21 protein-coding genes are annotated in these 25,090 nt (G+C 50.6%); 2 read left to right on the forward strand and 19 right to left on the reverse strand.

What is annotated here, in order from left to right; translation table 11 throughout:
• Position 1: 1 nt before the first annotated feature.
• The 18 genes from mraY to ACI48K_RS05010 all read right to left on the reverse strand — a co-directional run bounded on the left by mraY (position 2) and on the right by ACI48K_RS05010 (position 21,860).
• Positions 2–967 carry a phospho-N-acetylmuramoyl-pentapeptide-transferase gene (gene mraY, locus ACI48K_RS04925; protein WP_475026405.1) on the reverse strand — a complete coding sequence of 322 codons (966 nt, stop codon included), beginning with the start codon at positions 965–967 and terminating at the stop codon, positions 2–4.
• A 25-nt stretch (positions 968–992) separates the two neighbouring features.
• A complete protein-coding gene (locus tag ACI48K_RS04930; protein ID WP_475026407.1) occupies positions 993–2,393 on the reverse strand; it encodes a UDP-N-acetylmuramoyl-tripeptide--D-alanyl-D-alanine ligase in 1,401 nt (466 codons plus the stop codon).
• Entirely contained in the window at positions 2,390–3,880 is a 1,491-nt protein-coding gene (locus ACI48K_RS04935) for a UDP-N-acetylmuramoyl-L-alanyl-D-glutamate--2,6-diaminopimelate ligase (protein WP_475026409.1), read from the reverse strand. Before ACI48K_RS04935 ends, ACI48K_RS04930 begins: the two co-directional genes overlap by 4 nt.
• Before the next feature lie 74 nt (positions 3,881–3,954).
• Positions 3,955–5,907, reverse strand: coding sequence for a stage V sporulation protein D (locus ACI48K_RS04940; RefSeq protein WP_475026411.1), 1,953 nt, complete (start codon positions 5,905–5,907; stop codon positions 3,955–3,957).
• 82 nt (positions 5,908–5,989) lie between these two features.
• Positions 5,990–8,215 carry a penicillin-binding transpeptidase domain-containing protein gene (locus ACI48K_RS04945; protein ID WP_475026413.1) on the reverse strand — a complete coding sequence of 742 codons (2,226 nt, stop codon included), beginning with the start codon at positions 8,213–8,215 and terminating at the stop codon, positions 5,990–5,992.
• A 22-nt stretch (positions 8,216–8,237) separates the two neighbouring features.
• Positions 8,238–8,672, reverse strand: a complete 435-nt coding sequence (locus ACI48K_RS04950) for a hypothetical protein (RefSeq protein WP_475026414.1) — start codon at positions 8,670–8,672, stop codon at positions 8,238–8,240.
• A gap of 1 nt (position 8,673) precedes the next feature.
• Positions 8,674–9,648 carry a 16S rRNA (cytosine(1402)-N(4))-methyltransferase RsmH gene (rsmH, locus tag ACI48K_RS04955; protein ID WP_475026415.1) on the reverse strand — a complete coding sequence of 325 codons (975 nt, stop codon included), beginning with the start codon at positions 9,646–9,648 and terminating at the stop codon, positions 8,674–8,676.
• Positions 9,649–9,693: 45 nt separating this feature from the next.
• Positions 9,694–10,125 (reverse strand): division/cell wall cluster transcriptional repressor MraZ, encoded by a 432-nt coding sequence (mraZ, locus tag ACI48K_RS04960; RefSeq protein ID WP_475026514.1) that lies wholly within the window; start codon positions 10,123–10,125, stop codon positions 9,694–9,696.
• Between the two features lie 313 nt (positions 10,126–10,438).
• Positions 10,439–11,707: an adenosylhomocysteinase gene (locus ACI48K_RS04965; protein WP_475026416.1), complete on the reverse strand. Its 1,269-nt coding sequence runs from the start codon at positions 11,705–11,707 to the stop codon at positions 10,439–10,441.
• An 11-nt stretch (positions 11,708–11,718) separates the two neighbouring features.
• The gene (gene bshC, locus ACI48K_RS04970) at positions 11,719–13,356 is read right to left on the reverse strand and encodes a bacillithiol biosynthesis cysteine-adding enzyme BshC (protein ID WP_475026417.1); all 1,638 of its coding nucleotides are present in this window, start codon (positions 13,354–13,356) and stop codon (positions 11,719–11,721) included.
• A gap of 206 nt (positions 13,357–13,562) precedes the next feature.
• Complete coding sequence (locus ACI48K_RS04975) at positions 13,563–14,507, reverse strand: ABC transporter ATP-binding protein (RefSeq protein ID WP_475026419.1); 945 nt, start codon at positions 14,505–14,507, stop codon at positions 13,563–13,565.
• Positions 14,504–15,499, reverse strand: a complete 996-nt coding sequence (locus ACI48K_RS04980; protein ID WP_475026421.1) for an ABC transporter ATP-binding protein — start codon at positions 15,497–15,499, stop codon at positions 14,504–14,506. Before ACI48K_RS04980 ends, ACI48K_RS04975 begins: the two co-directional genes overlap by 4 nt.
• 11 nt (positions 15,500–15,510) lie before the next feature.
• Complete coding sequence (locus tag ACI48K_RS04985) at positions 15,511–16,473, reverse strand: ABC transporter permease (protein WP_475026422.1); 963 nt, start codon at positions 16,471–16,473, stop codon at positions 15,511–15,513.
• A gap of 3 nt (positions 16,474–16,476) precedes the next feature.
• Positions 16,477–17,409, reverse strand: a complete 933-nt coding sequence (locus ACI48K_RS04990; RefSeq protein WP_475026423.1) for an ABC transporter permease — start codon at positions 17,407–17,409, stop codon at positions 16,477–16,479.
• A 199-nt stretch (positions 17,410–17,608) separates the two neighbouring features.
• Positions 17,609–19,321, reverse strand: a complete 1,713-nt coding sequence (locus tag ACI48K_RS04995; protein ID WP_475026424.1) for a peptide ABC transporter substrate-binding protein — start codon at positions 19,319–19,321, stop codon at positions 17,609–17,611.
• A 226-nt stretch (positions 19,322–19,547) separates the two neighbouring features.
• Entirely contained in the window at positions 19,548–19,931 is a 384-nt protein-coding gene (locus ACI48K_RS05000; RefSeq protein WP_475026425.1) for a DUF3397 domain-containing protein, read from the reverse strand.
• A gap of 76 nt (positions 19,932–20,007) precedes the next feature.
• On the reverse strand, positions 20,008–20,973 hold the full coding sequence (locus ACI48K_RS05005) for a ketopantoate reductase family protein (RefSeq protein ID WP_475026426.1): 966 nt from the start codon (positions 20,971–20,973) through the stop codon (positions 20,008–20,010).
• 233 nt (positions 20,974–21,206) lie between these two features.
• Entirely contained in the window at positions 21,207–21,860 is a 654-nt protein-coding gene (locus ACI48K_RS05010; RefSeq protein ID WP_475026428.1) for an RsfA family transcriptional regulator, read from the reverse strand.
• Positions 21,861–22,202: 342 nt separating this feature from the next.
• Here ACI48K_RS05010 and ACI48K_RS05015 point away from each other — a divergent pair, with 342 nt between their 5' ends.
• Both ACI48K_RS05015 and ACI48K_RS05020 read left to right on the forward strand, forming a co-directional pair.
• Positions 22,203–22,439, forward strand: a complete 237-nt coding sequence (locus tag ACI48K_RS05015; RefSeq protein ID WP_475026430.1) for a DUF2626 domain-containing protein — start codon at positions 22,203–22,205, stop codon at positions 22,437–22,439.
• A 142-nt stretch (positions 22,440–22,581) separates the two neighbouring features.
• Positions 22,582–23,667, forward strand: coding sequence for a coiled-coil domain-containing protein (locus tag ACI48K_RS05020; RefSeq protein ID WP_475026432.1), 1,086 nt, complete (start codon positions 22,582–22,584; stop codon positions 23,665–23,667).
• Between the two features lie 3 nt (positions 23,668–23,670).
• Here the strand turns inward: ACI48K_RS05020 and ACI48K_RS05025 are convergent, their stop codons facing one another.
• Positions 23,671–24,930 (reverse strand): sugar ABC transporter substrate-binding protein, encoded by a 1,260-nt coding sequence (locus ACI48K_RS05025; RefSeq protein WP_475026434.1) that lies wholly within the window; start codon positions 24,928–24,930, stop codon positions 23,671–23,673.
• Positions 24,931–25,090 lie beyond the last annotated feature (160 nt).

A 25,090-nucleotide genomic window follows, 5' to 3' on the forward strand; every position in this document is an offset into this window, starting at 1 on the left:
TTTACAACCCCTTGTTTAAGTAAAGTCCAATTCCCGCCAATACGAGGCCTACAACCCAAAAAGTAACCACTACCCGCCATTCCGACCAGCCTGACAGCTCGAAATGATGATGGATCGGGCTCATTTTGAAAATCCGTTTTCCCCGGGTTTTGAAAGAAACGACCTGAAGGACGACGGACAGCATTTCGATAACGAAAATACCGCCGATGATCAAGAAAAGCAGCTCGCTTTTGGTAATGATCGACACCGCGGCAATCGCCCCGCCAATCCCGAGCGAACCGGTATCGCCCATGAACACTTTGGCCGGATGAGCGTTAAATACGAGAAAGCCAAGCACCGCGCCGATCATGGCCGCCGCGCATACCGCGGCAGGAATGGAGGTCGCCTGCATGGCAATCACCGCAAACGCCCCGAACGCAATCGCGCTTACGCCGGAGAGCAAGCCGTCCAGACCGTCGGTAAAGTTAACCGCGTTGCTGATCGCCAGCATCATAACGACAATAAAAGGATAATAAAACCAAGGGCCAAGATCAAACGAGGCCTGGGTTCCCGGAATCCCGATCGCCGTGCTGTGCCCTTCAGAAATGAGCAGCGCGCAGACAATAGCGGAAAACAGGATCTGTCCGAACAGCTTCTGCTTAGGCGTCAGTCCCAGTGATCGTTTGAAGACGATTTTGATATAGTCATCGAGAAAGCCAACCAGGCCAAAGCCTAAGGTAGCTACCAGCAAAACGTAAAAATCCATGTTTACGACGGAAAACTTCAAAAAAGACAATGTAAACGCCAATATGATAATGATACCGCCCATCGTTGGCGTACCGGCTTTTTTAAGATGACTTTGCGGTCCCTCGCCGCGAATTTGCTGGCCGAATTTCATTCGACGAAGTAAAGGAATAAAGAGCGGAGCCGAAATGACGGCCAGTATAAAAGAAACGCCGATCGTTAACAGTATGAGTCCAAAATCCATGGGATCACCCTCCTTTCGCGCAAGATCAATGATGAAGATCGTTATTTTTAACCGCGTCCACGACTTCCTCGAGCTTCATGCCGCGGGAAGCTTTGACCAGCAGCACGTCGCTGGGGCGCAGCATCGGAATAAGCCGCTGAATGAGCTTGGCTTTGTCCGTAAACGAATGAATACGGTCCGCCTCCAAGCTTTCGGCCGCCCCTTCGGCAATTTTTGCGGCCAGAGGCCCAAACGTAAAGAGCTGATCCACTTTGCCCGGGTTCAGGAAGGTCCCGATTTCCCGGTGAAAGTCTTGCTCTTGCGCTCCCAATTCCAGCATGTCGCCGAGCACCGCGAACTTTCTGGAATAACCCTTCATTTTCTCCAGCACGCCGATGGCGGCTCTCATAGAAGTCGGGCTGGCATTGTAGGCATCATTCAGAATCGTAATCCCGCTGATCCCGGTAATCATTTCGATCCGCATGCCGGTCAGTTCCACATATCGCAGCCCTTCCCGGATCGAGGCTTCGCTGACCCCGTAATGCCGGGCAACGGTTAAAGCGGCGAGCGCGTTCACTACGTTATGTTCTCCGAGCAAAGGAAGTTCCAATGCCGAATCTCCGCCTAGATGAGAGGTGAATAGAATGCCGCTTTCCATGAACATCATCCCGCTCGGATACTCGTCATTGCCATGGCTTAAGCCAAACGTCGCCGTAACAAGGCTGGACGGTTTCTTCGTTTCCGGCTCGGCCAGCACTTCGGTGATTAGAGGTTCGTCCCCATTATAAATAAACAAGCCCCCAGGCTTCATCCCCGAGAGGATTTCTAGCTTGGCGCGAGCGATTTCTTTTCTGGAGCCTAGCTGCAAGAGGTGGGACTCGCCGATGTTGGTCACGACGGCAGTCTCCGGCTCGGCCAGCTTCGAAAGCAATTCAATTTCATAGCGGCCGCTCATGCCCATTTCGAGCACGGCGAAATCCGTATCCGCCGGCATGGCCAGAATCGTCAGCGGCAAGCCGATATGATTGTTGAAATTGCCTTTGGTTTTGTGTACTTTATAAGTCGTCGACAACAGGGCGAAAACGAGATCTTTAGTCGTCGTTTTTCCATTGCTACCCGTAATGCCGATCACTTTAGCTTTCGTTTCGTGAAGATAGGACTTGGCGAGAGATTGCAGCGCCTCAAGCGTGTTCCCGACAAGCACGGCCGGACCGGGCGGAGTTCCTTTGGTCTTCTCCCACAATACGGCTCCCGCTCCCGCCGACAGGCAGCCTGCGGCGAAGTCGTGGCCGTCGAACTTTTCTCCTTTCAAAGGAACAAACAGACACCCCTTCGAAATATGCCGGGAGTCGGTAACAACCCCCTGTATGGAAATGTCGGAATCGTCCGTTCTCCAAACCTGTCCGCCGCACATCGCGGCAATATCCGCTAAGTTTCTACTAATCACTTTGCCAAACCCCTTATCGCTTCTTTTGCTACGATCCGATCATCAAAATCGAGCACTTCGGTTCCGATCAATTGATAGGTTTCATGACCTTTCCCCGCAATCAATACTACATCTTCACGGCTTGCCATTTCAATAGCCTTTTGGATAGCCTCCCGGCGGTCGACAATCAGCTCGTAGCGGTCGGCAGGCACCTTGTCGTCCTGCAGTCCGCGTTTGATATCCTGCAGGATTGCTGCCGGATCCTCCGTGCGCGGATTGTCGGAAGTGACGATCACATGCTGCGCGTATTTCGCCGCAATCCGCCCCATAATCGGACGTTTGGTCCGGTCCCGGTCTCCACCGCAGCCAAATACGCAAATCACGCGTCCCTTGGCGAATTCATTGACGGTACGGAGCACGTTCTCGAGGCCATCGGGAGTATGGGCGTAGTCGACGACCACCGCGAAGGATTGGCCTTCGTCAACCGCCTCGACCCGTCCCTCTACGCCTTTGATGGATTCCAGGCTGGCTTTGATTTGCTCCAGCGGAATGCCTTCCAAAAGGGTGGCGGATATGGCTGCCAGCGCGTTATACACATTGAATTTGCCGATCATTCGAAGAGAAATGTCGGCGCTGCCTTGGTAGGTGTCCACATGGAACGAAGTTCCTTTGGAAGTAATTGAGATATTGGAGGCGCGCACGTCCGCTTCATGTTCGACGCCATAGGTTATCGTCTCGGCTGCCGTCAATTTGGCAAAATACTCGGCTGCCGGATCGTCGGCGTTCAAAACCGCATAGCTGCGCTCCTGCGGATCGGCGGCATAGGTATTGCCAAGCCGCGAGAAAAACAATCCTTTGGCGCTTCGATATTCATCCATCGTTTTATGATAGTCCAGATGATCCTGGGTTAAGTTCGTAAATACCGCAGTGCGGAACTTGGTCCCCTTCACGCGCCCTTGTTCAAGAGCATGCGAGGACACTTCCATGACGCAATAAGTCGCTCCGCCTTCGGCCATGCGATTCAAATAGCATTGCAAATCCAGCGATTCCGGCGTCGTCCCGGACATCGGATAGGTTTGGCCGGCAAATTTGCGCTGGATCGTGCCGATAAGTCCCGTTTCTTCTCCCCGATCCTGCAAAATCCGCTCGATCAGATAGGTCGTCGTCGTTTTGCCGTTGGTGCCCGTGACGCCGATAACCTTCATGCGGCAGCTGGGCGTGCCGAAAAAGACATTGCTCAGCACCGCCATGGCCAGACGGCTGTCTTTCGCCTTCAGCTGCGGCAGCGGAATTTCGTTTAGCCAACGCTCCACGACAAGGGCCGACGCGCCTTTTTCTGCTGCCTGCCGCGCGTAATCATGACCGTCTACCGTATGTCCCGGCAGGCAGACAAACAAATCGCCGGCCTGGATTTTACGGGAATCGATCGCGATACCGGTACAATCCGCATCCTTTTCGCCGCGTATTTCCGAAGCCGTTAAAAAAGTAGCTAGTTCTTTTAAAAGCATAGGTACCCCTCCGTCAAATAAAAAGCATAACACCTATTATATATTATCACCAAAAAATGTATAGTTCAGGAAGATTATTCACTGTCATCAAGTTCTTTCTCCGCATCGGCTTCGCTGCCCATGTAAATGCGGATGGTCGAGCCCTTTTCGACCCGTGCGCCTGCCTTTGGAGCCTGATTGATGACAACATTGCCTGCGCCGGATCTTGCCAGATTGAAGTTCATGTTCATGTCTTCGTAAATATCCTCGGTTGTATGCCCGATCAAATCGGGAACCGTTACAATCGGAGTCTCCCCGTACTTGAATTTTTTGGCGACCTGATCTTTGCGGGGCGGAACCTTCATGTATTCCAGCGTATCCTCCATGATATTGCGCACGATCGGCGCGACAACCACGCCGCCGAACTGAATGCCCTGCGGGTTGTCGATCGCCGTATATACGACGATTTGCGGATCGTCCGCCGGAGCGAAGCCGATAAAGGAGACGATATGCTCGTTCGGAGAGTAGCGCCCGTTTACGACCTTTTGCGCCGTCCCGGTTTTGCCGCCCACACGATAGCCGTCGATAAAGGCGTTTCCGCCGGTGCCGTTGGCAACGACGCTTTCCAAAGCGGAACGCACCTGCTTCGAGGTCTCTTCCGAAATGACCTGTCGTACGAGCTGCGGCTGGTTCTCTTCGACGATTTCTCCCGTTTCCGGGTTGGTCCACGATTTGGCGACGTACGGCTTATACAGCTTCCCCCCGTTGATCGCGGCGGAAACCGCGGTAATCTGCTGAATCGGCGTCACCGATACGCCTTGCCCAAACGAGGTCGTCGCCAGTTCCACCGGTCCGACCTGCGGCAGTTTAAAAAGAATTCCGTTCTCTTCCCCGCTCAGGTCAATGCCCGTTTTGGTCCCGAATCCGAAATTTTTAATGTATTGAAACAAGGTTTCCTTGCCGAGCCGCTGCCCAAGGGCAACAAACCCCGGGTTGCAGGAATTCTCGACCACCTGCAGAAAGGTCTGGCTGCCGTGTCCGCCCTTTTTCCAGCAGCGAAGCGTAGCTCCGGCGATTTTGACATATCCGGGGTCGAAAAACCGGTCATGCAGCAAATTCACCTTTTTCTCCTCCAGCGCGGCAGCCAGCGTGATGATTTTAAAGGTCGACCCCGGTTCATAGGTCATCCAGATGGGAAGATTCCGGTTATATACCGAGGAATCGTAATTCTGATAATCGGCCGGCTCATACCCCGGCCGGGCGGCCATGCCGAGAATCTCGCCGGTTTTCGGATTCATGGCGATCGACAACGCCGAGTCCGGATTCAAACGCGCCATGGCCTGATCCAACTCGCGCTCCATAATGCTCTGGATCGACTTGTCGATCGTCAGTTCCAGGTTCAGGCCGTCCTTGGGCGGCACATACTTTTCCGAAGATCCCGGCATCAATCTTCCGCCGGCATCCGAAAGGTACGAGACACTGCCGTTCATCCCGCTCAACAGGTTATCGTACTTGTTTTCTATACCCGTCAGTCCCTGATTGTAGCTGCCGGTAAAGCCTAGAATATGCGCCGCGAGCCCGCCGAAGGGATAGTATCTTTTGTTATCCTCGGCGACAACAATACCCGGGAGAGCCAAATCACGAATTTGCTGGGCTTTTTCCATCGTAATTTTGCGTCCGCCGGGTTGCAGCCTGACTATGGATTCTTTTTTCGTAATGACCTTGAGGATTGCATCCTCGCTCATGCCAAGCAGCGGCGCCAGACTTTTGGCCGTCGTTTGCGGCAGCTTGATCTGAACCGGAATCGCCATGACGGTCGGTGTCGTAATATTGTATGCAAGAACGTTGCCGTTCCGGTCGCTGATTTCGCCCCGCTTCGCCGAATAAGGGATGTTCCGGCGCCAGGAATCCTCCGCCTTGGCCGACAATTCCGCGCCTTGACCGATCTGTACGTAAGCCAGCCGTACCGCTAATGCCGCAAACAGCACGCACAGCATCATCAACAACCAGAACAGTCTTCGTCTGACAATGACTTTAGAAATTTTCATAGGCTGCCCCCTATTCCATCCTGTCTCATGAATGAATGTTTTCATCTCATGAATATTCAGGACAAACAGGGGTTAGAACAAGCTACGGCGACCCGGGGGCTTCTCCTCCTTGAGCGTCCTCACCGCCGTCCGTTTCATCCGGTTGACCGGCTTCGCCGTTACTCGGCGCAGGCGGTTCCAAGGTAAGCTCCACGCTCCTCTGTCCGTTCGCCTGGGTGGCTTTTTGGGAGACGACATACCCTTCGCCTTTCGCCGTGGCCTGAATTTGCAAAACCGACAGTAATTCCAAGGCGTCCCGCAGCGACTCTCCTTTCAGACTCGGAATGGCGATGTCCTTGCCCTCTTCCGTAAGAAGGTAGACGAATTGCCCGGATTTAAGCGTGCTGTTCGCCTTCGGAAACTGGGATAGCACGTTCGTTCCGCTGCCCAGAGTAGCATACGAGATCCCTTTGCTCTTAAGAAGATCCTTCGCCTGGGTGAGCGTCTTTTCTCCTAAATCCGGCACTTTCGGTCCGCTGTTCGCAGATGCTGTGTTTTTCGCGGCTTCACCGGAAAACTTCTTGGGTACGCCCATATATTGCAAAGTTTGATTCACGATTTTTTTGAAAATCGGGGCCGCCGCCGTACCGCCGCCCAAATCGGAGTCCTTTGGTTCGTCGATCAGGACGATCATGGCAATCTTCGGATCGTCCACCGGCGCGTAGCCGATAAATGAAACGACCTGTTTCGTATAGTCATATTGCCCGTTAACGACTTTTACCGCCGTACCGGTCTTCCCGGCGACGCGGTACCCGTCGATGTAGGCATGCCGTCCGGTGCCGATTTCCTGATCGGATACGACCTGCTCCAGATAGCCGCCCACTTCCTTGGCCGTATCTGTTGAGATGACCTGGCGCACGACTTTCGGCTCCGTTTTGGTCGTTTTCCCGGTCTGCGGGTCGGTGATGGACTTCACCACGTGAGGCTCCATCAATTTTCCTCCGTTGGCTACGGCCGCCACCGCGGTTACCATCTGCAATGGGGTTACCAGCAGCTTGCCGTGGCCATACGACATGGCGGCAAAGTCGGCCTGCTGCACCGGATCCACGATACCGGCCGCTTCGCCCGGCAGCTCGATCCCGGTTTTTTGCCCGAAGCCAAAGCTATCGACATATTGCTTTAAACGTTCGGGGCCAAGCATTTCGTAACCCAGCTTGACGAACGCTACGTTACTGGATCGTTTCACGCCGTCCAGATAGGAGATAGTTCCCCAGCCTTCCCGCTTGATATCGTGGATCGTCTGCCCAGGTACGCGAATGCTGCCCGACTTGTAAGTGGCATTCGGGTTAAACAGACCCTCCTGCACCGCGCCGGCCAAGGTAACGATCTTGAAAGTCGAACCCGGCTCGTAAACGGATTTTATCGCATGATTATAAAAGTTCTTTTGCTCTACGTCTTCCCAATACGCGTTCGGGTTATATGTCGGCATGTTCGCCATGCCCAGGACATTCATCGTTTTCGGATCGACCGCGATTACGGTCATACTGATCGGCTTGAGCTGATCATAAGCTTCTTTCATTGCATCTTCGATATAATACTGTATCGTATCATCGATCGTCAGTTGAATGTTATCGCCGTTTTGGACCGGTGTGTAGATCTCGCTTGCTTTCGGAACCTCGATGCCTCTTCCGTCACTCTTGTATTCAAGCGAGCCGTTTTTCCCTTTGAGCTCATCGTCAAAAAATGCCTCCAGTCCGGAAACCGCCTTTCCCTCCCGGTCGACATAACCGAGCAAATGGGTAGCCAGACTATTTTTCGGGTAATACCGCTTTTGATCTTTGATAATATAGATTCCCGAATCCTCCAGCCCTTTATGCTCTTTCAGGATCTTATTGCTGAACTCTTCCACCTTATCCTTCAGCTCTTGATCGATCTTCCAGCCTTCGTCGTGAATTTCACGCTGTTCGTAAAATGAACCGTCTTTCTTTTTGGCGTTTACGAGCTCCCGCAGCTCACTTTCGTCTTTGCCCAGCAATTCGCCGAGTCCTTCGACCACCTCATCCTGGAGATCGAACTGATTAATGACTTTCGGATTGATCGCTACCGTATAAGCCGGAGCATCGACCGCCAGCACGTCGCCGTTTCGGTCCGTAATCGTCCCGCGGGTCGCGGGCAGTATTTTTTTCGTAGACCAGAGCTGTTCCGCGTGCGCTTCCCAGAAATCCCCCTCTACGATCTGAAGCCAGAATACTCTTCCCATCAATACAGCAAAAAAGAGGGTTATAATTCCCCCTATCAGCAGCGTTCGAAGTTTTATTCTCTTAATCATATGAAGACCTCTTGTCAGTTCGTTATTTCCGAGCCGTAGTCACGCCGTCGGCCGATATCGAGGGAGTCTCCTCCGTACCTGTTCCGGCAGGCGCCTCAACATGGAAGCCCTCCTCCGACGGTTCCACATAACCCAGCTTGGCCGCTTCCTCGGGAATTTGCTCCTCCAGTTTCTCTTTCTGAATGGACAATTCCTTCACCTGAACATTCATCTTCTGAATATCCGAATTAATATTGAACATTTGCCGTTTGATGTTGTAAAGCGAGGTATTTTGCCATAGCAGGCCTCCCATGATCGCGACACAAAATACAACGGTCATCATGTAGAGCAGTTTTTCGCGTACCGGAAGCGTAGAACGTCGGGTGACAACCTTAGTCGTCTCGCGATAGCGCTGGGACGGATAACTGCGTTCTGCTGCTTTCTCTTTGACTGCAAGGTTTCCCCGAGTATAAGCCATTTCACAATTCCCCCACTAACGTTTGTAATTTCTCCGCTACGCGCAATTTTGCCGATCGCGCCCTTGGATTCAGCTCCAGTTCCTCTTCTGAAGGAACCAGCGGCTTCCGGTTGACCAACTTCAGCTGTCCTTTCCCGCCGCATACGCACATCGGAAAATCGGGAGGACACGTGCATTTCTCAACATATCCCGCAAAAATTTGTTTGCAAATCCGGTCCTCCAGCGAATGGAAGGTAATAACCGACACCCTTCCTTCCGGAGCCAAGCAGCGAATCGCTGCGTGAAGCCCTTCCTCGAAGGCGCCAAGCTCGTCGTTTACCGCAATTCGCAGCGCCTGAAAACTGCGCTTGGCGGGATGCCCGCCTGTTCTTCTCGCCGCCGCCGGAATTCCTTCCTTGATGAGCTCAACGAGCTGTTCCGTCGTTTCGACCGGCTCGGTCAGGCGTTTATCCGCAATCACTTTCGCGATTCTCCTGGAAAACTTTTCTTCTCCATATTGAAACAAGATACGAGCAATTTCGCGTTCCGGCCAGGAGTTGACAATTTCTCTCGCCGTAAGCTCCGCCGATTGGTCCATCCGCATATCCAGCGGTGCGTCTGCGTTATAGCTGAAACCGCGCTCTCCTTCGTCAAATTGCGGCGAAGAAACACCCAAGTCGAACAACACGCCGTCAACCTGAGGCACACCGTTCAGTTTAGGAACCTCGTCAAGCTCTAATAGCTTTTGCTCGAGATAACGAAAGTTGCTCTTCACTAAAGTTAACCTGTCCGCATAAGAAGCAAGATGCTCCTTAGCATTCTCCAGCGCCCAATCATCCTGATCGAAGGCAATTAGCCTGCCGCCCTCGGTGAGCTTGGACAATATGACCGCACTGTGGCCGCCGCCTCCCAGCGTGCAATCCACGTAAATTCCGTCAGGCTTGATGCGCAGCCCTTCTGTCGCTTCTTTTTTAAGCACCGTGATGTGATGGAACACGACTGCAGCCCTCCAGACTGTTCAAAGTTGTAATTCGTTCATAGACTAAAAGTTAAAATCTACCAGCTTCTCGGCAATTTCGTTAAAGGTTTCTTCGGACTGTCCAAAATACTGCTCCCATGTATCCTTGCTCCAGATTTCCACCCGGTTGGATACGCCGAGAACGACGCAGTCCTTTTCCAGCTTGGCGTATTGCCTTAAATTTCCGGGCAGGTTTACCCTTCCCTGTTTATCCCACTCGCATTCCGTCGCCCCCGAGAAAAAAAACCGGGTGAACGCGCGCGCGTCGGATTTCATCAGCGGCAGGGCCTTCAGCTTCTGTTCCAGCGCTTCCCACTCCTGAATCGGATATACGAAAAGGCACTGGTCAAGCCCGCGGGTGACGACGAAAGAGCTTCCGAGGAGATCACGAAACTTAGCCGGAATAATAATCCGACCTTTATCGTCAATGCTATGTTGGAATTCCCCCATAAACATTGGATGACTCACTCCTTACCTCTTTCCCCCACTTTGCACCACTTTACACCACTTTGATAAGTAACTATTCTGCGTTAAGCTCTAAAATCCTTCTGGAGTTCGAAATTTTTAAAAAGAAGGGAGAATAGTCCCGCATACGCGGCATAGATACAGAAGGTTGATTAGGTCTTTTTTCATGTCTGCAATAGGCTTTTTCGCTCCAAATTTAAGCTTGTTATGTCCAATCCATGAAGACGGCAAAAAAGCCCCTCCCCACAACCGGAGTTATGGGGAAGGGCCTTAGGTACGGAACTTTAGCGCTGCCGAAGACCTATTAATGCTCCTGCCAGCTGGCCAAATAAGTGCGCTGCTCTTGAGTCAGGGTGTCGATTCCGAGTCCCAGACTCTCAAGTTTGAAACGAGCTACCTGTTCATCCAGTTCGTAAGGCACATTGACGACCGTTTTTCCAATTTGCTCGTAACGCTCGTTCACGTATTTCAGCGACAAAGCCTGCAACGAGAAGGTCATATCCATAATCTCCGCCGGATGTCCGTCACCGGCTGCCAAATTGACGAGACGGCCTTCCGCCAGGACGTAGATGCTGCGTCCGTCTTTCAGTTTATATTCTTCGATATTGCGGCGAACCGTGCGCACCGAAGAGGAGCGTTCCTTGAGTTCCGGTTTGTTGAATTCGACATCGAAATGGCCGGCATTGGACAAAATGGCGCCGTCTTTCATGACATCGTAATGCTCGCCGCGAATAACGTCGCGGTTGCCCGTTACCGTTACGAAGAAGTCGCCGATTTGGGCGGCTTCGATCATCGGCATCACGCGGAAGCCGTCCATGTAAGCTTCCACCGCTTTAATCGCGTCGATTTCCGTGACGATGACGTTGGCGCCAAGCCCCTTGGCCCGCATCGCCACGCCTTTGCCGCACCAGCCGTAGCCAACGACCACAACGGTCTTTCCGGCAACTACGAGGTTGGTGGTCCGGTTAATGCCGTCCCATACCGATTGTCCTGTACCATAGCGGTTATCGAACAGATACTTGCAATACGCGTCGTTAACCGCGACCATCGGGAATTCCAGCTTGCCTTCCTTATCCATCGCTTTTAACCGCAGAATGCCGGTCGTCGTTTCCTCGGCGCCGCCGCGAATATTCGCCAGAAGGTCCTTGCGTTCCGTGTGCAAAATGGTCACAAGATCGCCGCCGTCGTCGATGATCAGATCCGGCTTGTTTTCCAGCGCTTGAATCAACAAAGCTTTATACTCTTCCGGCTCGGGATTATATTTGGCAAACACGGTGATGCCGTCCTCCACGAGTGCGGCGCAAACGTCATCCTGCGTGGAGAGCGGATTGCTGCCCGTGATGGTCACCTCGGCGCCCCCCGCCTGCACCACTTTGGCCAAGTAGGCCGTTTTGGCTTCAAGGTGCAAGGAAATCGTGACTTTCAGGCCCTTGAACGGCTGCTCGGCCTCAAATTGCTTGCGAATCCGGTTCAGCACCGGCATATGTGCTTCGACCCAATCGATTTTCAAATGTCCCTCCGGGGCAAGCTTCAAATCTTTGATTACACTGTTCCCAATCGATGGCAAACTCACACAAATCCCTCCTATAGATTAATAATGCGATGCGAACCTGTGATGTCATAAGAAATATCCATCAGGCCATCTATCCAGTCCGGTCCAAACCGGTTTAAATAATAAAAGATATTGTATACCCGTTCCTGCGGCTTATTCATAGGAAAGAGCGACAGCTCGATCCGGTCGAAATGCCGAAGTCCGGCTTCGTTGCTTTTCTCCAGGGCATCCTTGGCCTTGCCGCGCAAATACTCGATCTGATCGATAATTTTGTCGCGGTTGGCCGCTCCCAATTTGAGGAGGCCGTTTTGGATTCCGCCCAGTTGTTCAATCAGCGGATCGTACATTCCGCTAAAGGAGGCTTTGACTTCATCAAAGCGGGCATCCACCTGCAGCGAATCCTGCTCGGAAAGCCATGCTTCCCGCTTTTGACGAAACAACTCCCGGTTTTTAACGTCATTCCATCCCAGGCTGTATTTGTCCATATGCTTGCGCAGCGTGCCTTCAACGATCGTAAAGGATTCCCGAGGCAGCAAAATCGGCATTTTGAGCCCCAGCTTGCCGAATGCTTTGCGCGTCAACGCCCAGTAAGCGATCTCGCCGGGACCCAGCACGACGCCGAGAACAGGCAGCAAGCTGTCCTGCATCAGAGGACGGGTCAGCACGTTGTTGCTGAAACGTTCCGGATGCTCCCGCAGCTCGGCAAGCAATTCATCGGCGGTAAAAGATACCTTATCCTTTCGGTCGGCAAACCGACCGTCCCGTTTATGAAGCAGCAGGCGCTCTTTCTCGCTTATGTAAAAAAGATTCGCTCCCCCATCGGCAACATCGGCCTGAGGCTCAAATCCGAGCGAGGCAAGATCCTTCAGCGATTCATGGTACCCGGCTTCGAGCCCGTCATTATGCCGGATCATGGCTTCAAATACCGGCGTTTCCAAACTCCGCAGCCCGGGATCGGCGGAATCCAGCAAAATCAGGCCGTACTTGCCGAACCAAGTTCCCATCAGCTTGGCAAAACATTCGCTTAACGTTGGCGATTCCAGCGCCGATTGTTTAAACAAGTCCATGAGCCCAGCTTTAAATTCCGTGCCGGGCAGCAGCTCCTCCAGTTCCTCGGCGGCCTTCTCCCATTGCTCGCGAGCGATTTTTGTCTTGCTCACCGGAAGGCGTTCTTCCCCTTCATGAGCCAGACGAATGCGACGAACCTGCAGATCGGGCGACAAGACATAGGAATGATTGACTTCATCCCAATCATGGTCTTCTCCGGCAATCCAAAACACCGGCAAAACAGCGCGTCCGAGAGTGGAAGACGCCCGCTGCGCCGCTTTAATGATGGTGACCGCCTTATATATCACAAGCAGCGGCCCCGTGTACAGCCCGCTTTGCTGCCCTCCGACAACTACGGACGTTCCCGGCTGTTCCAGCTTGGTTAAGGCAGCTTGCACCGCCGCATCCGGATTATACCGCTCATTATACTCTCTCAGCCTTGCGACCAGTTCTCCCCGGGAAATACGCTGATTCTCGGAATGATCCAGCCATTTCACTCTCTCCGTCCAGCTATCCTCCCGGACCGGATCGTACTCATATAGCGATTCTACCGCAGCAAAATTCGACGCATACGTTTCTGCCAGCGATCCCGTTAACGGCAACGGTTCTTGAACGATATCCATCAGGTTGTTATCCTCCTGTTCCTCGTTAAACCCTTCTTGATTGTATCGGAAGTTCCTCTTTTTCGTCAAAGTCAACATTCCTTAAAAAATATAACATATCCTTGGACAACAATACGACTTTATGAAAAGAAAAGATGAAAAAAGCTTTCGCAGCCAGACAGGCTGCGAAAGCTTTGGCAAAATGGATCGGCCGGGGCCGAATCCGATTAACCTTTTTTCGGCATCGAAACGAAATGCCCTTTGGATACTTCAACGAGCTCGGAATTGTCCAGGTCGAACAATCCGCCGCCGGACGCCCCGGATTTGGAATGGATCGGACCGTTTCCGCCGTCCTCAAGATGAATCCGCTTTTTGTTCGCTTCGATTTCCGGATCCGGAATCGGAATGGCGGACAGCAGCGTTTTGGTATATGGATGCATCGGATTGGCGTACAGTTCTTCACTCTCGGCAAGCTCGACGATCCGGCCCAGATACATAACCGCCACGCGGTCACTTATATGCTTAACCATCGACAAGTCATGCGCGATGAACAGGTAGGTCAGCCCGAGACGGTCTTGCAAGTCCTTCAGCAGGTTGACAACCTGCGCCTGAATGGACACGTCAAGCGCGGAGATCGGTTCGTCGCAAATGATGAACTTCGGATTTACCGCAAGCGCGCGGGCAATCCCGATCCGCTGACGTTGGCCGCCGGAGAATTCGTGCGGATAACGGGTCGCATGGTCCGGATTGAGACCAACCATATCCAGCAGCTCTTCAACACGCTTTTTGCGTTCTGCCCGGGAACCGGCCATACCGTGAATGTCCAGCGCTTCGCCGATAATATCGGTTACCGTAAAACGAGGATTCAGCGAAGCGTAAGGATCCTGGAAGATCATCTGCATATCGCGGCGCATCGCTTTCATTTTCTTAGGAGACAGCTTGTTAATATCAACGCCGTTAAAACGTACACTTCCGCCCGTCGGTTCATACAAACGAAGAATCGTCCGTCCAGCGGTCGACTTACCGCAGCCGGATTCGCCTACCAGACCCAGAGTTTCCCCTTCAGCGATCGAGAAGTTAATATCGTTCACGGCTTTAAGGACGTTGCCGCCGCCAACGTTGAAATATTTTTTCAGTCCTTCGACTTCGATCAATGTTTTGCCGATACTCATGACGTCTGCGCCTCCTTAGCCATCGGATGCAGATCCCAACAACGGGCGATATGCGTATCGCTGAATTCGGTAGCAGCCGGGTCAATCCGTTCGCAAATGCTCATCGCCTGATCGCAACGAGCCGCAAAAGGACAGCCGATCGGCGGTTTAATCAAATCGGGCGGCGTACCGATAATAGGAATAAGCGGCTCGCCTTTCTTCTGGTCGAGCCGTGGCATCGAACGCAAAAGACCTTTGGTGTAAGGATGCTGAGGATTTTTGAAAATCTCCCATTTCGTTCCGGCTTCCACCACTTCACCGGCGTACATAACAATAACGCGGTCGCACATGCCGGCTACAACGCCAAGGTCATGGGTAATCAAAATGATGGATGTGCCCAGATGCTCCTGCATTTCCTTCATAACGTCCATGATTTGCGCCTGGATCGTAACGTCGAGCGCCGTGGTTGGTTCGTCCGCAATCAGCAGCGCCGGCCGGCAAGCCAGTGCGATGGCGATCATGACACGCTGCCGCATGCCCCCGGAGAATTCGTGAGGGTATTGGTTAAAGCGGGCTTCCGCATTTTTAATGCCGACAAGCTTCAGCATTTCAATAGCCTGTTTTTTCGCTTCGCCCGCTGACATATTCTGATGTTTGATTAATACTTCAGTAATTTGTCGGCCTACTTTAATCGTAGGATTCAAAGAGGTCATCGGGTCTTGGAAAATCATGCCAATATCTTTGCCGCGGATCGATTCCATTTGTTTGTTGCTTTTCTTCAAAAGGTCTTGACCTTGGAAAATAATTTCGCCTTGCTTGATGATTGACGGAGGGGACGGAATCAGGCGCATGATCGTTTGGGCCGTGACACTCTTGCCGCTGCCGGATTCGCCGACGATCGCAACCGTTTCCCCTTTTCCCACTTCAAAGTTCATGCCGCGAACGGCTTTGACTTCTCCGCCTTTAACTTGAAAGGAGACTTGCAAATCTTTGACTTGTAAAATCGGCTCCATCATTCCACCTCCTATTTCTTCAGTTTAGGATCAAGCGCGTCGCGAAGACCGTCGCCGAAAATATTAAATGAAAGCATTGTCAAGCTGATCAGGACTGCCGGGAACAGCATGCGCCATGGGAAATACAACCAACCGGTCAATGCGTCACTGATCATGGAACCCAGCGAAGCAACCGGAGCCTGTACGCCCAGACCAAGGAAGCTCAGGAACGCTTCGGCGAAAATCGCGTTAGGCACGGACAACGTCACCGTTACGATGATCGGTCCAACCGCATTCGGAAGCAGGTGGCGGAACAATAAGCGTCCCGAACCGGCGCCCATCGAACGGGAAGCAAGCACGAACTCGCGGTTTTTGAGCTGCATAATTTCGCCGCGCACGATCCAGGACATGTTGATCCATCCGGTGATCGTCAAGGCCAGAATAATGGTTCCCAAGCTTGGTTCCAGCACAACCAGCAGCAAGATCGTTACCAGCAGGTAAGGAAGTGCATACAGAATTTCGGAGAACTTATTCATGATTTCATCGACACGGCCGCCGAAGTAACCCATAATGCCGCCGTAAATAACGCCGATCAAAAGGTCGATACAAGCCGCAGCCAAACCAACGATCAACGAAATCCGGGCCCCCATCCAGGTACGGACAAATATGTCGCGTCCAAGGTCATCGGTGCCGAACCAGTGCTGCGCGTTTGGAGCTTTATTGGTTGCAAGCAAATCATTGGAATAGTAATTATAATGATAAATCTTGCCAACCAGCCACGGTGCCACAATTGCGGCAATAACGATCAGCGCCAGTACGATAAGAGCGGTCATCGCCATCTTGTTGCTGCGAAGACGCTGCCATGCATCCCGCCAAGCGGAAATACTTTCGCGTTGAATGATTTCGGCTTCTTTCTCGTCAGCCCCAATTTTGCGGAAATCGTCCGGAGTCAGGTCGGAAGGAGCTGCCATCGTTTTAATTGAATTCGTATCCATCCTTTACCCCTCCTTCCGTTTTCCAAGTTTAATACGTGGATCTACGAAGACATAAGCAACGTCCGTAAGGAAACGCGCCAGCATTAAAAGGATACCGTAAAAAATCGTAATCCCCATAATCAGCGGATAATCCCGGACGCTGATAGCTTGAACAAATTGTTTACCAATCCCGCCGATCCCGAAGATTTGTTCGATAACTACGGAACCGGTTACGATATTCGCCGTCATTGGACCCAAATACGTAACAACCGGCATAATGCCGTTTCTGATTACATGGCGCCACAAAATGGCCATCCAGCCAAGGCCTTTGGCTTTTGCGGTTTTGATGTAGTCGGCGTGCAGCACTTCCAGCATGCTGGAACGCGTAAGCCGGGCGATAAATGCGATTGGCTGAGCCGACAGAGCCGCTACCGGCAATACATAGTAGAGCGGACCCTTAAAGCCCATCGTCGGCAGCCAGTGAAGTTTGGATGCAAAAATATACTGGAGCAGCGACGCGACCACAAAGCTGGGTACCGCGATGCCTAGCACCGCTAACACCATCGCTACATTATCGATTAATTTGCGATGATACAGCGCTGCCAACATCCCGAGAAACACCCCAACGATTACGGAAACCACAATCGCTACCGCACCCAGTTTCAAGGAAGCCGAAAACGTTTGACTGATGATGTGGGATACGTCCTGGTTGATCATCTTCATCGAAATGCCCAAATCTCCATGCACAACATTACCCAAATATTTTAAATACTGCTGAAAAACGGGCTTATCAAGACCGTATTGTTGATACAGACGTTCTTGAATCGCTGGCGGCACCTTTTTCTCCGACATGAATGGATCGCCCGGAATGGCTTTCATCAGGAAGAAGGTAGCTGAAATCAGGATAAATAATGACACCAGCATGTAAAAAAACTTGTTGGCAATATAACGTACCATGCCCGTTAACACCTCCTTCTCAAAAAATTCGACATAAATCGATTTTAGGTGAAAATGCTTGCTTTGTCCATTCAATATATTTGGCAAACAAAAGTGTAAGAAAAAGTTAACACAAAAAAAACGGGATATATATGGAACACCCACATATATATCCCGATGTCGCTATGCAATTCCTTTATAAAAGGGATACCTTGAAGGATTAATGTTCAAGCAGATAAGCGCGGGTATAGTCGATCGCGCCGCTAAAGTCAAGAACTACGCCCTTCAGGTAAGGTTTTGTCAGCGAGACGTTGGTGTAATAGTAAATCGGCATCAAAGCTTGAGTATCCTTGATCAGGATGGATTCGGCTTTGAAGAAGTCATCGTTACGTTTTTGGTTGTCATCGGTAGCCTTCGCTTCGGCAACGAGCTTGTCGTACTCTTCGCTCTTGAAGCCGTTATCGTTGTTACCGCTGTTGGAAGTCCACATATCGATGTAAGTCATCGGATCGTTATAGTCTGCGCTCCAACCTGCACGTGCGACTTGATAGTTCAGGTTTTGGCGGTTTTCGATAAATACGCCCCATTCTTGGTTTTCCGTTTTCACGTCAACGCCAAGGTTTTTCTTCCACATATCAGCGATAGCCAAGGCAATTTTCTTGTGAGCTTCACTGGAGTTGTAAATCAAAGTAACGTCAGGCAATTTGGTGTAGCCTTCTTCTTGCATACCTTCTTGAAGCAATTTCTTGGCTTGTTCCAAATCTTCTTTGAAGAAGTCGTCTTTGTGTTCTGTACGGTATTCGTCGCTAACCCCTTTAATGCCTGGAGGTACGAAACCATAAGCCGGAAGCTGTCCGCCCAGAGTTACGTTGTCTACGATCGCTTGACGGTCAATTGCCATCGAGAAAGCTTGACGGATTTTGAGGTTATCGAACGGCTTAGCCGTTACGTTAAATTCATAGTAATAGGTACTTGCGATACCTTTAACTTCATATTCATCTTTCAGTTCTTTTTGCACAATCGGAATTTGGTCGGTAGGGATTTCACCGTTTGGTGCGCCTGCGCGATCCAATTCGCCGTTACGATAAGAAGCAAGTTCAGTAGCGCCACTGTTTACAAGAGACATCGTGATTTTGCCCAGCTTGATGTTGTCTTTATCCCAGTAGTTTTCGTTCTTCGTAACTTCGATCGATTGGCCTTTAACCCAGTTGGTCAAAGTAAACGGACCATTTACGATCATTTTGCTTTGGTCAACAGCCCATTTAGGATCATCCTTAACGGATTGGTGAACCGGATAGTAGGTATAGAAGGAAGTCAGACCCACGAAGTAAGGAGTTGGAGCAACCAAATCAACTTGCAGCGTGTAGTCGTCAACCGCTTTTACGCCAACTTGGGTAAAGTCGGTAACTTTTCCTTCATTATATTCTTGCGCGTTTTTCAAATAGTACAATTGATAAGCATAAGGAGCGGCAGGATCGGTTTTAGGGCTAAGCACGCGTTCCCATGCGAAGACGAAATCTTGTGCCGTTACAGGGTCGCCGTTGCTCCACTTTGCGTCTTGACGAAGATGGAATGTGACTTTGGTTCCGTCAACTTCCCACTTTTCAGCTGCTGCAGGGACCGGTTGACCAGAATCATCCATGCGCGTAAGGCCTTCATACATCGTTTTGAGAACGGTGTTGGCTTGGCTGTCTTGGGCTTGAGCTGGATCGAAAGTAGGTGGTTCTGCGCTCAGGTTGATTCTAAGCGTTTGATCCGCAGCCAACTTCTCTTCGCCGCTGTTGCCGCTATTGGAAGTTGCGTTGTTGCCGGAGTTGCCTGCATTATTGGATGCAGCGCCATTGTTCGAGTTGTTCGATCCGCAAGCCGAAAGCAGCGTGCCGACAGCAAGAACGAGAGTCAGAAGCAACAAAAGACTTTTACTCTTCTTCATCTAGCAATATCCCCCTTAATAATGTTGTGGTATATGTTTTTAGATTATACAACCAGCGGTCAAAAAAATCCAACACAAATTTTCAGAAATTTGAGGTTTTTTCACGAATCGGGTCGTCTTTCTTAACAAAATAGTCCATTATGCAATATTGACATTTGTTTTGCTTAACAATTAACCTTCAATGTCACTGTTTTATTCGCTTATTCACCAGCTTGTATAGTTTGGTCTATGCTGCCGATATATATGTAATAAAGCTGATCAGAAATAAAATGACATAGGCGCAGCCTGTCCCCGCAAAAGCCAGCCGCCAGACCGCGCGAACCAATCGCTTGACGTCGACCGCTCCCTTCAGCCTTGTCTGAGCTCCTCCAATCAGTCCGCTAACGACAAGCAACACGAGAAGGATGAGATAAAAGCCAAACCCGGAGCCAAACACATTATTGAACAATGCGGACACGGAAAGTATCAGAAATACCGTCGTTACGTCCATGGCCAGCAAAACGGCCGCTTTTTTATCTTTTTTCAAATGAAAGTGAATAAAATATACGAGCAAAAACGGGATCACCGGAATAATGGATAATATGATAACCGGAGTGATCAAAAAGGCCAAAATCCCACCTCCTTCGTGAATATGAAAAAAAGATTGCTTTTAAAGGATGCCGCTGAATTTTTATACCGATGTCAAGTTACATCGCCCTGACCAATCGCCATAAGAGCTCGTGTCCGGGCACGGGCACGTTAGCCCTTTGAGCCATTTCCACGATGCGCCCGTTTATGTAGTCCACTTCAGTAGGAGTTCCTTGCTGCACGTCTTTCAGCATCGAGGAGATATTCGAAGAAGTGGATTTGCATACGCTGACGATCTGCTCAAATATATCGGAATCATACGGTATCCCAAGAGAACGGTATACAAGTTCCCCTTCCTCGCATAATTGCCGAAGCACCGCTCTTCGTTCGTCCGTTTGCACCAATTGCCCGTTTGGAATGCGCCACAGTGCGGTTAGCGGATTAATCGCGGCATTGATCAGCAGTTTCCGGTAAATCACCCTATCGATGTCTTTCGACAAAAACGCAGGAAATCCTGCCTTCTCAAGCACTTTCACCAAACTTTCGGTCTTTTGATTGCCCATAAAGAGATCGGCACTATCGGCAGTTGTCTCTACCGCCTCTCCGGCACTTCCCAGAAATGTTTCTCCAACTCCAGCCCGGCTCACGCTTCTTCCATCCGCTCGCTTTGATCCTTCCGTCGTAACTGCGGCAAAGACCGGTTGACCCGGAAGCCCCTTGGTCAGGCGTTCAATATGCCCGACGCCATTTTGAAAACAAACAATGCCCGTCCGCTCTGCGACTATATTGCGAATCGCTGAAATCAACAGATCGTCAATATGCCTTTGCTTCGTCGTAACGATCAGAAAGTCCGGCGTATCTCCGGAAACGACTTGTCCCATGTCGCCTATAAAATAAGCCCCAAACCGGCTTTTGTCCAACAGTTGGCCTGGATTCCCCTTCTCAGCAAGCATAATGCCTTCTCGATTCAACAGTTTTGCCTGCTCTTGCGTTCTCGTCCAAAACCGGACCTCTTCCCCTGAAGCGGCCAGTTTCCCTCCAAATAACAAACCAAGCGCTCCCGCTCCTACAATATCGAACCTCAAATGGATGACTCCCTTTCTGCCCCGTCTTCATTATCCAGGACGCATGTTCCTCTATCTCATTTATACCAACCCTTCCCCAAAAACACAAAGAACCTCTAAATTTGTATAATCCAAAAAATCCGTGAACAACAGCGATCGAAAGATCAACCTTTTCACAGAGCGACTTTATCGGGTATCACTTCAACACAAAGAACCCCGCCGTGACCGGCGGGGTTCTTTGTGTTCCGTCCTCTTTATTCAATTCGTTCCAAATTGCCGTTGGCGTCCATTTTGAATCTCGATTTCGATTCCTCGTCTTCCTCATTGAGGAAAGCAAGCCGCCGGGCCCGATCCATAATTTGAATGAGCGCCTTATAATCGTCGTTAACCACCCGGTAATCCGTCTGCACTTCATTTACCTGGGCGGATAGCCGTTCGTTTTGCTCTCTTAGCGCCGCCAGTTCCTCGTCTCTTTCCCGCAGTTCCTTTTCAAGCGACTTGACGTGGCGGTTCGTTTCTTGAATGGTATTTTTCCAACCGCGCAAGAAACGGATTACCGCGTCGATGGAGATGGTTTCTTCGGTAACACCCTCTCCTCTGTAAATTCCTTCTTCCAACTCTACCGAGGCCAAAGAGGCTATTCCGGAGTTTACGGATAACGGGCTTTGTTTTTTCATGTAGTTTCGTTTTTGTCTTTGCGCCTTGGCGATGCTGATCGCCGCTTCATACTTCTTCCGAACACAGCTGTTCCATCGAAAACCGCAGGCCGCCGCCGTTCTTCCGATTCGTTCACCCACTTCCTCGAAGGCCGTCAATTGGGTACTGCCCTCACGAATATGACGTAAAGTCACCTCGGCCAAAATCAAATCATCTTCCGCACTCCATGCATCTTGTCTCACTGCTGTCATGCTATAAAAACCTCCTAACGACATCCTAAATGTAACCGTCTTCCAACCGGCGGTCTCCGGCAGGCGTATGGGTAAAATGCTTCTTACTCCATTTCTATGCCTCTCATAGAGTTCATAGAATCTATTTGATACTAAAATGTATTTCCAAATTCAGCATGATCCATACATTATATTCAAATGTACATTCATTGGAATAATTTGTTTCATAAATACAATCATTTATATCACATATATAAGATTAAATATGGCTAAAAATTTACTTTTCGTTTACACATGTTGTGGCGAAGGTTATAATATGGAGAGAAATGGAATGCCGTGATTCATAAGAAAGGGGGATAATTCGTGGCACGGATGTTCCGCGTCCTTGGCTTTTTTACCCTCGTCATCGGGCTTATGGCGTTTGCCGGCCATATGACGGAAATGGCGTTGCTGTTTTTCCTGCAAACCGCATTTTTCGTTCTTTTCGGCTACCTCAAATTCACGGAACGAACTTACATCCTTTTATTCTGGGGATACATGATCGTTGCGTTTACCGGCTTCAGCTATTGGACGATCTTTCAAATGGGGCTGCCGCTGTAATTTATTCGAAAACATATGTTTTAAAAGGCGATTCGGCTGCGGCCGGATCGCCTTTTTCATGAAGTCGAACCCGAATATTTCTTCCTATTTTCGTAATGAAGATCATATATATAGTACAACTACTCAGGGGAGAGGATTGTCTTTGAACAGACGCAGGAGGTCCTTATGCCTTTTATTGATTTTAACCCTTATTTTTATGTTTCCCTTGCCGACGCTAGCCATACCCTATTCGACGGAAGAACAGCAAGTTCTGGAGCAAAGCCTGTCCATTGTGGAGATCGACCGGGAAATCGACCGGATTGAAGCCAAACAAAAAGAAACGGAAGATGAGATTCAGTCGCTTTCCGCGCAGCTTACGGATAAAAACGAACAAATTCGCGTCAGCCGCGAACAAGCGGGAGCGCGAATCAGGGCGTATTATATGGGAGAGCGCGAAAGTCTTTTAGCCTCGTTGTTTACGGCGAATAGCCTGAAGGATTTTATGACGATGCTGGATTACTACCAAATCATTATGGAACGGGATCGGGATGTACTGAATACCTACAAAAAAGAATACGCCGAGCTAACCGAAACCAAAACGCGCCTTAACGCTTTATCGGCTGATTTGACTAAAATGAAAACCAACCTGCTGGCACAGCGGGAACGGGTAATCGGGCTGCAGCAAAACGTCGACAATACACTGGGACTAAGCTCGGACCCCGAGAAGCTGCGAGCCATGATCGAGGAACTGACGAATTATTGGAAAAATGTCGGGCTTTATGAAGTCCGCCGCTATTTTCGGGCGTTATCCTCCGCCATGTCCGATTTTTCCGAGTTTCTGAAAGACCACCCGGATAGTCTGACGAACGGGAAAGACGGGTATACGCTCATCATTCGGGAACGGGAGTTGAACGATTTTCTGCACCAAAAAAACGAGCTTTTAAAAGATATTTCCTTTGCTTTTGATGATGGCAGCGTCACGGCCCAGGGCGACAAAGACGGACTTGAAATTAAGGTGATCGGCCATTATACCGTCGAAAACGAACCTCAAAACTCCATCACTTTTCATGTCGACCATCTCATCTTTAATGGATTGGAACTTCCCGATACGACTAGGGCGGAGCTTGAAAACGACTTTGATCTGGGCTTTTATCCGCAAAAAATAGTTCCCTTCGTAAAAGCAACCGAAGCCGCCATTACTCAGGGAACCCTTACGGTTAAACTGAAATTGTCGCTGCAAAAGCCATAAGTCTTATTGGCCGAGCTGCTCCAGTCCGGCTTTAAATTGTTTGCCGCTCAATTCTCCGCCGAAAAAGCCGCCCGCGAGTTGCGAGAACTTCTCCATCTGCGAAGGAAGATCCGCCCCAACGGGGAGCGCGGCGACGGAACCGTTCAGAAGAGACGCCGGTACCCACTCCGGCAACTCGCTTTTGGCCGACTCGTAATAGATGGTTTTTAAAACGGGGAGATGTCCCGTGGTTTGATACCATCTTCGCTGATAGGTTTGAGACGTCATCGAAGCAATCCATGCGCCCGCTGCTTCAGCATTTTCGGTCTGTGATGAAACCGCGTAACTCCGCCCGCCGATCCACGTCGAAGTCCGATCCTTCGTGATGCTGGGATATGCGGCGGTTATATGCGCATAATTGCGCAAAGAAGCCTTCGAAGCCGGAATCAGAGCGATCGCCATTTCGCCATTATAGAGTTTACTCCATACGTCATCGGATTGCCCCATATCGAGAAGAAAAGGCAGAAGCTGCTCGATTTTATTTATAGCCCCCTGCATACCCTCCGTCACCGCAAAGGGATTTGTTCCTTCGGAAGGGTTCATGCCGCCCCCAAGCTGCCACATCAATGACATTTCCGCGTAGGGATCTCCAAAATCGATAGCCAGAAGATGCTCTTTCCCGGACTGCTTGGCGAACGAAGCGATTAACGCGTTCCATTCCTCCGCATTGGCCGGAATGTGATCTAAACCAAGCTGTTTCAGCTTATCCGCATCGTAAAGGAAAACATAAGGATCTGTATCAAGCGGAACTCCCCATACGTATCCGTTCCATTCATTCTGGCCCAGGGAAGCGCTTAACACTTCGCCCGGAAGTGACCCCGAATAATAGCCTTCCGTCGGAAGCAAATAACCCTCCGCAGCAAAACGGCGAACCCATACATTGTCGAGCAGAAAGACGTCAGGCGATTCGCCAAGCTGAAGAAGCCGCTGCTGAAAAGAAGCAAAGGTTTCCTCCGGCGGCACGTTGACCAGATCCACTTGAATGGGATGCTCATCCATAAATTCCTGATTCATTTGTTCCAGGCGAACAAAGTCCGAATCCGGCAGCTGCACGGCAACCTGAATATGCCCCGTCTCCTGCACCGTTTCTTGCCTCGGGGGCGTGGTTGGCTGAGCATCGCTCCCATCGTCCGTACGGATCACATCCGGCTGTTCGCTCGGCGAAAGATTAATTAAGGCGAGCAGAAGGATGGCAAAAAGCACCCAATGGTTTTTACGCTTCACACCTGTTCTTCCTCTCCACAAGTTCAAACCTTACGACAAATCATCCAATTACTCCCCATTGTATCAAATTCTACTCTGAATAGGGGAGGTAAAATATATGAAAATAGCCGGATGGGATTCATCCGGCTTGAAATAAAAGATAAATTTTTGGGAGAGCTCA

The organism is Paenibacillus terrisolis (assembly GCF_056171975.1).

What these genes read in the sequence shown, in the direction of transcription:
- mraY (WP_475026405.1), bottom strand. Translation starts at nt 967, where the DNA reads ATGGATTTTGGACTCATACTGTTAACGATCGGCGTTTCTTTTATACTG.
- ACI48K_RS04935 (WP_475026409.1), bottom strand. Translation starts at nt 3,880, where the DNA reads ATGCTTTTAAAAGAACTAGCTACTTTTTTAACGGCTTCGGAAATACGC.
- ACI48K_RS04940 (WP_475026411.1), bottom strand. Translation starts at nt 5,907, where the DNA reads ATGAAAATTTCTAAAGTCATTGTCAGACGAAGACTGTTCTGGTTGTTG.
- ACI48K_RS04945 (WP_475026413.1), bottom strand. Translation starts at nt 8,215, where the DNA reads ATGATTAAGAGAATAAAACTTCGAACGCTGCTGATAGGGGGAATTATA.
- ACI48K_RS04950 (WP_475026414.1), bottom strand. Translation starts at nt 8,672, where the DNA reads ATGGCTTATACTCGGGGAAACCTTGCAGTCAAAGAGAAAGCAGCAGAA.
- mraZ (WP_475026514.1), bottom strand. Translation starts at nt 10,125, where the DNA reads ATGTTTATGGGGGAATTCCAACATAGCATTGACGATAAAGGTCGGATT.
- bshC (WP_475026417.1), bottom strand. Translation starts at nt 13,356, where the DNA reads ATGGATATCGTTCAAGAACCGTTGCCGTTAACGGGATCGCTGGCAGAA.
- ACI48K_RS04975 (WP_475026419.1), bottom strand. Translation starts at nt 14,507, where the DNA reads ATGAGTATCGGCAAAACATTGATCGAAGTCGAAGGACTGAAAAAATAT.
- ACI48K_RS04980 (WP_475026421.1), bottom strand. Translation starts at nt 15,499, where the DNA reads ATGGAGCCGATTTTACAAGTCAAAGATTTGCAAGTCTCCTTTCAAGTT.
- ACI48K_RS04985 (WP_475026422.1), bottom strand. Translation starts at nt 16,473, where the DNA reads ATGGATACGAATTCAATTAAAACGATGGCAGCTCCTTCCGACCTGACT.
- ACI48K_RS04990 (WP_475026423.1), bottom strand. Translation starts at nt 17,409, where the DNA reads ATGGTACGTTATATTGCCAACAAGTTTTTTTACATGCTGGTGTCATTA.
- ACI48K_RS04995 (WP_475026424.1), bottom strand. Translation starts at nt 19,321, where the DNA reads ATGAAGAAGAGTAAAAGTCTTTTGTTGCTTCTGACTCTCGTTCTTGCT.
- ACI48K_RS05010 (WP_475026428.1), bottom strand. Translation starts at nt 21,860, where the DNA reads ATGACAGCAGTGAGACAAGATGCATGGAGTGCGGAAGATGATTTGATT.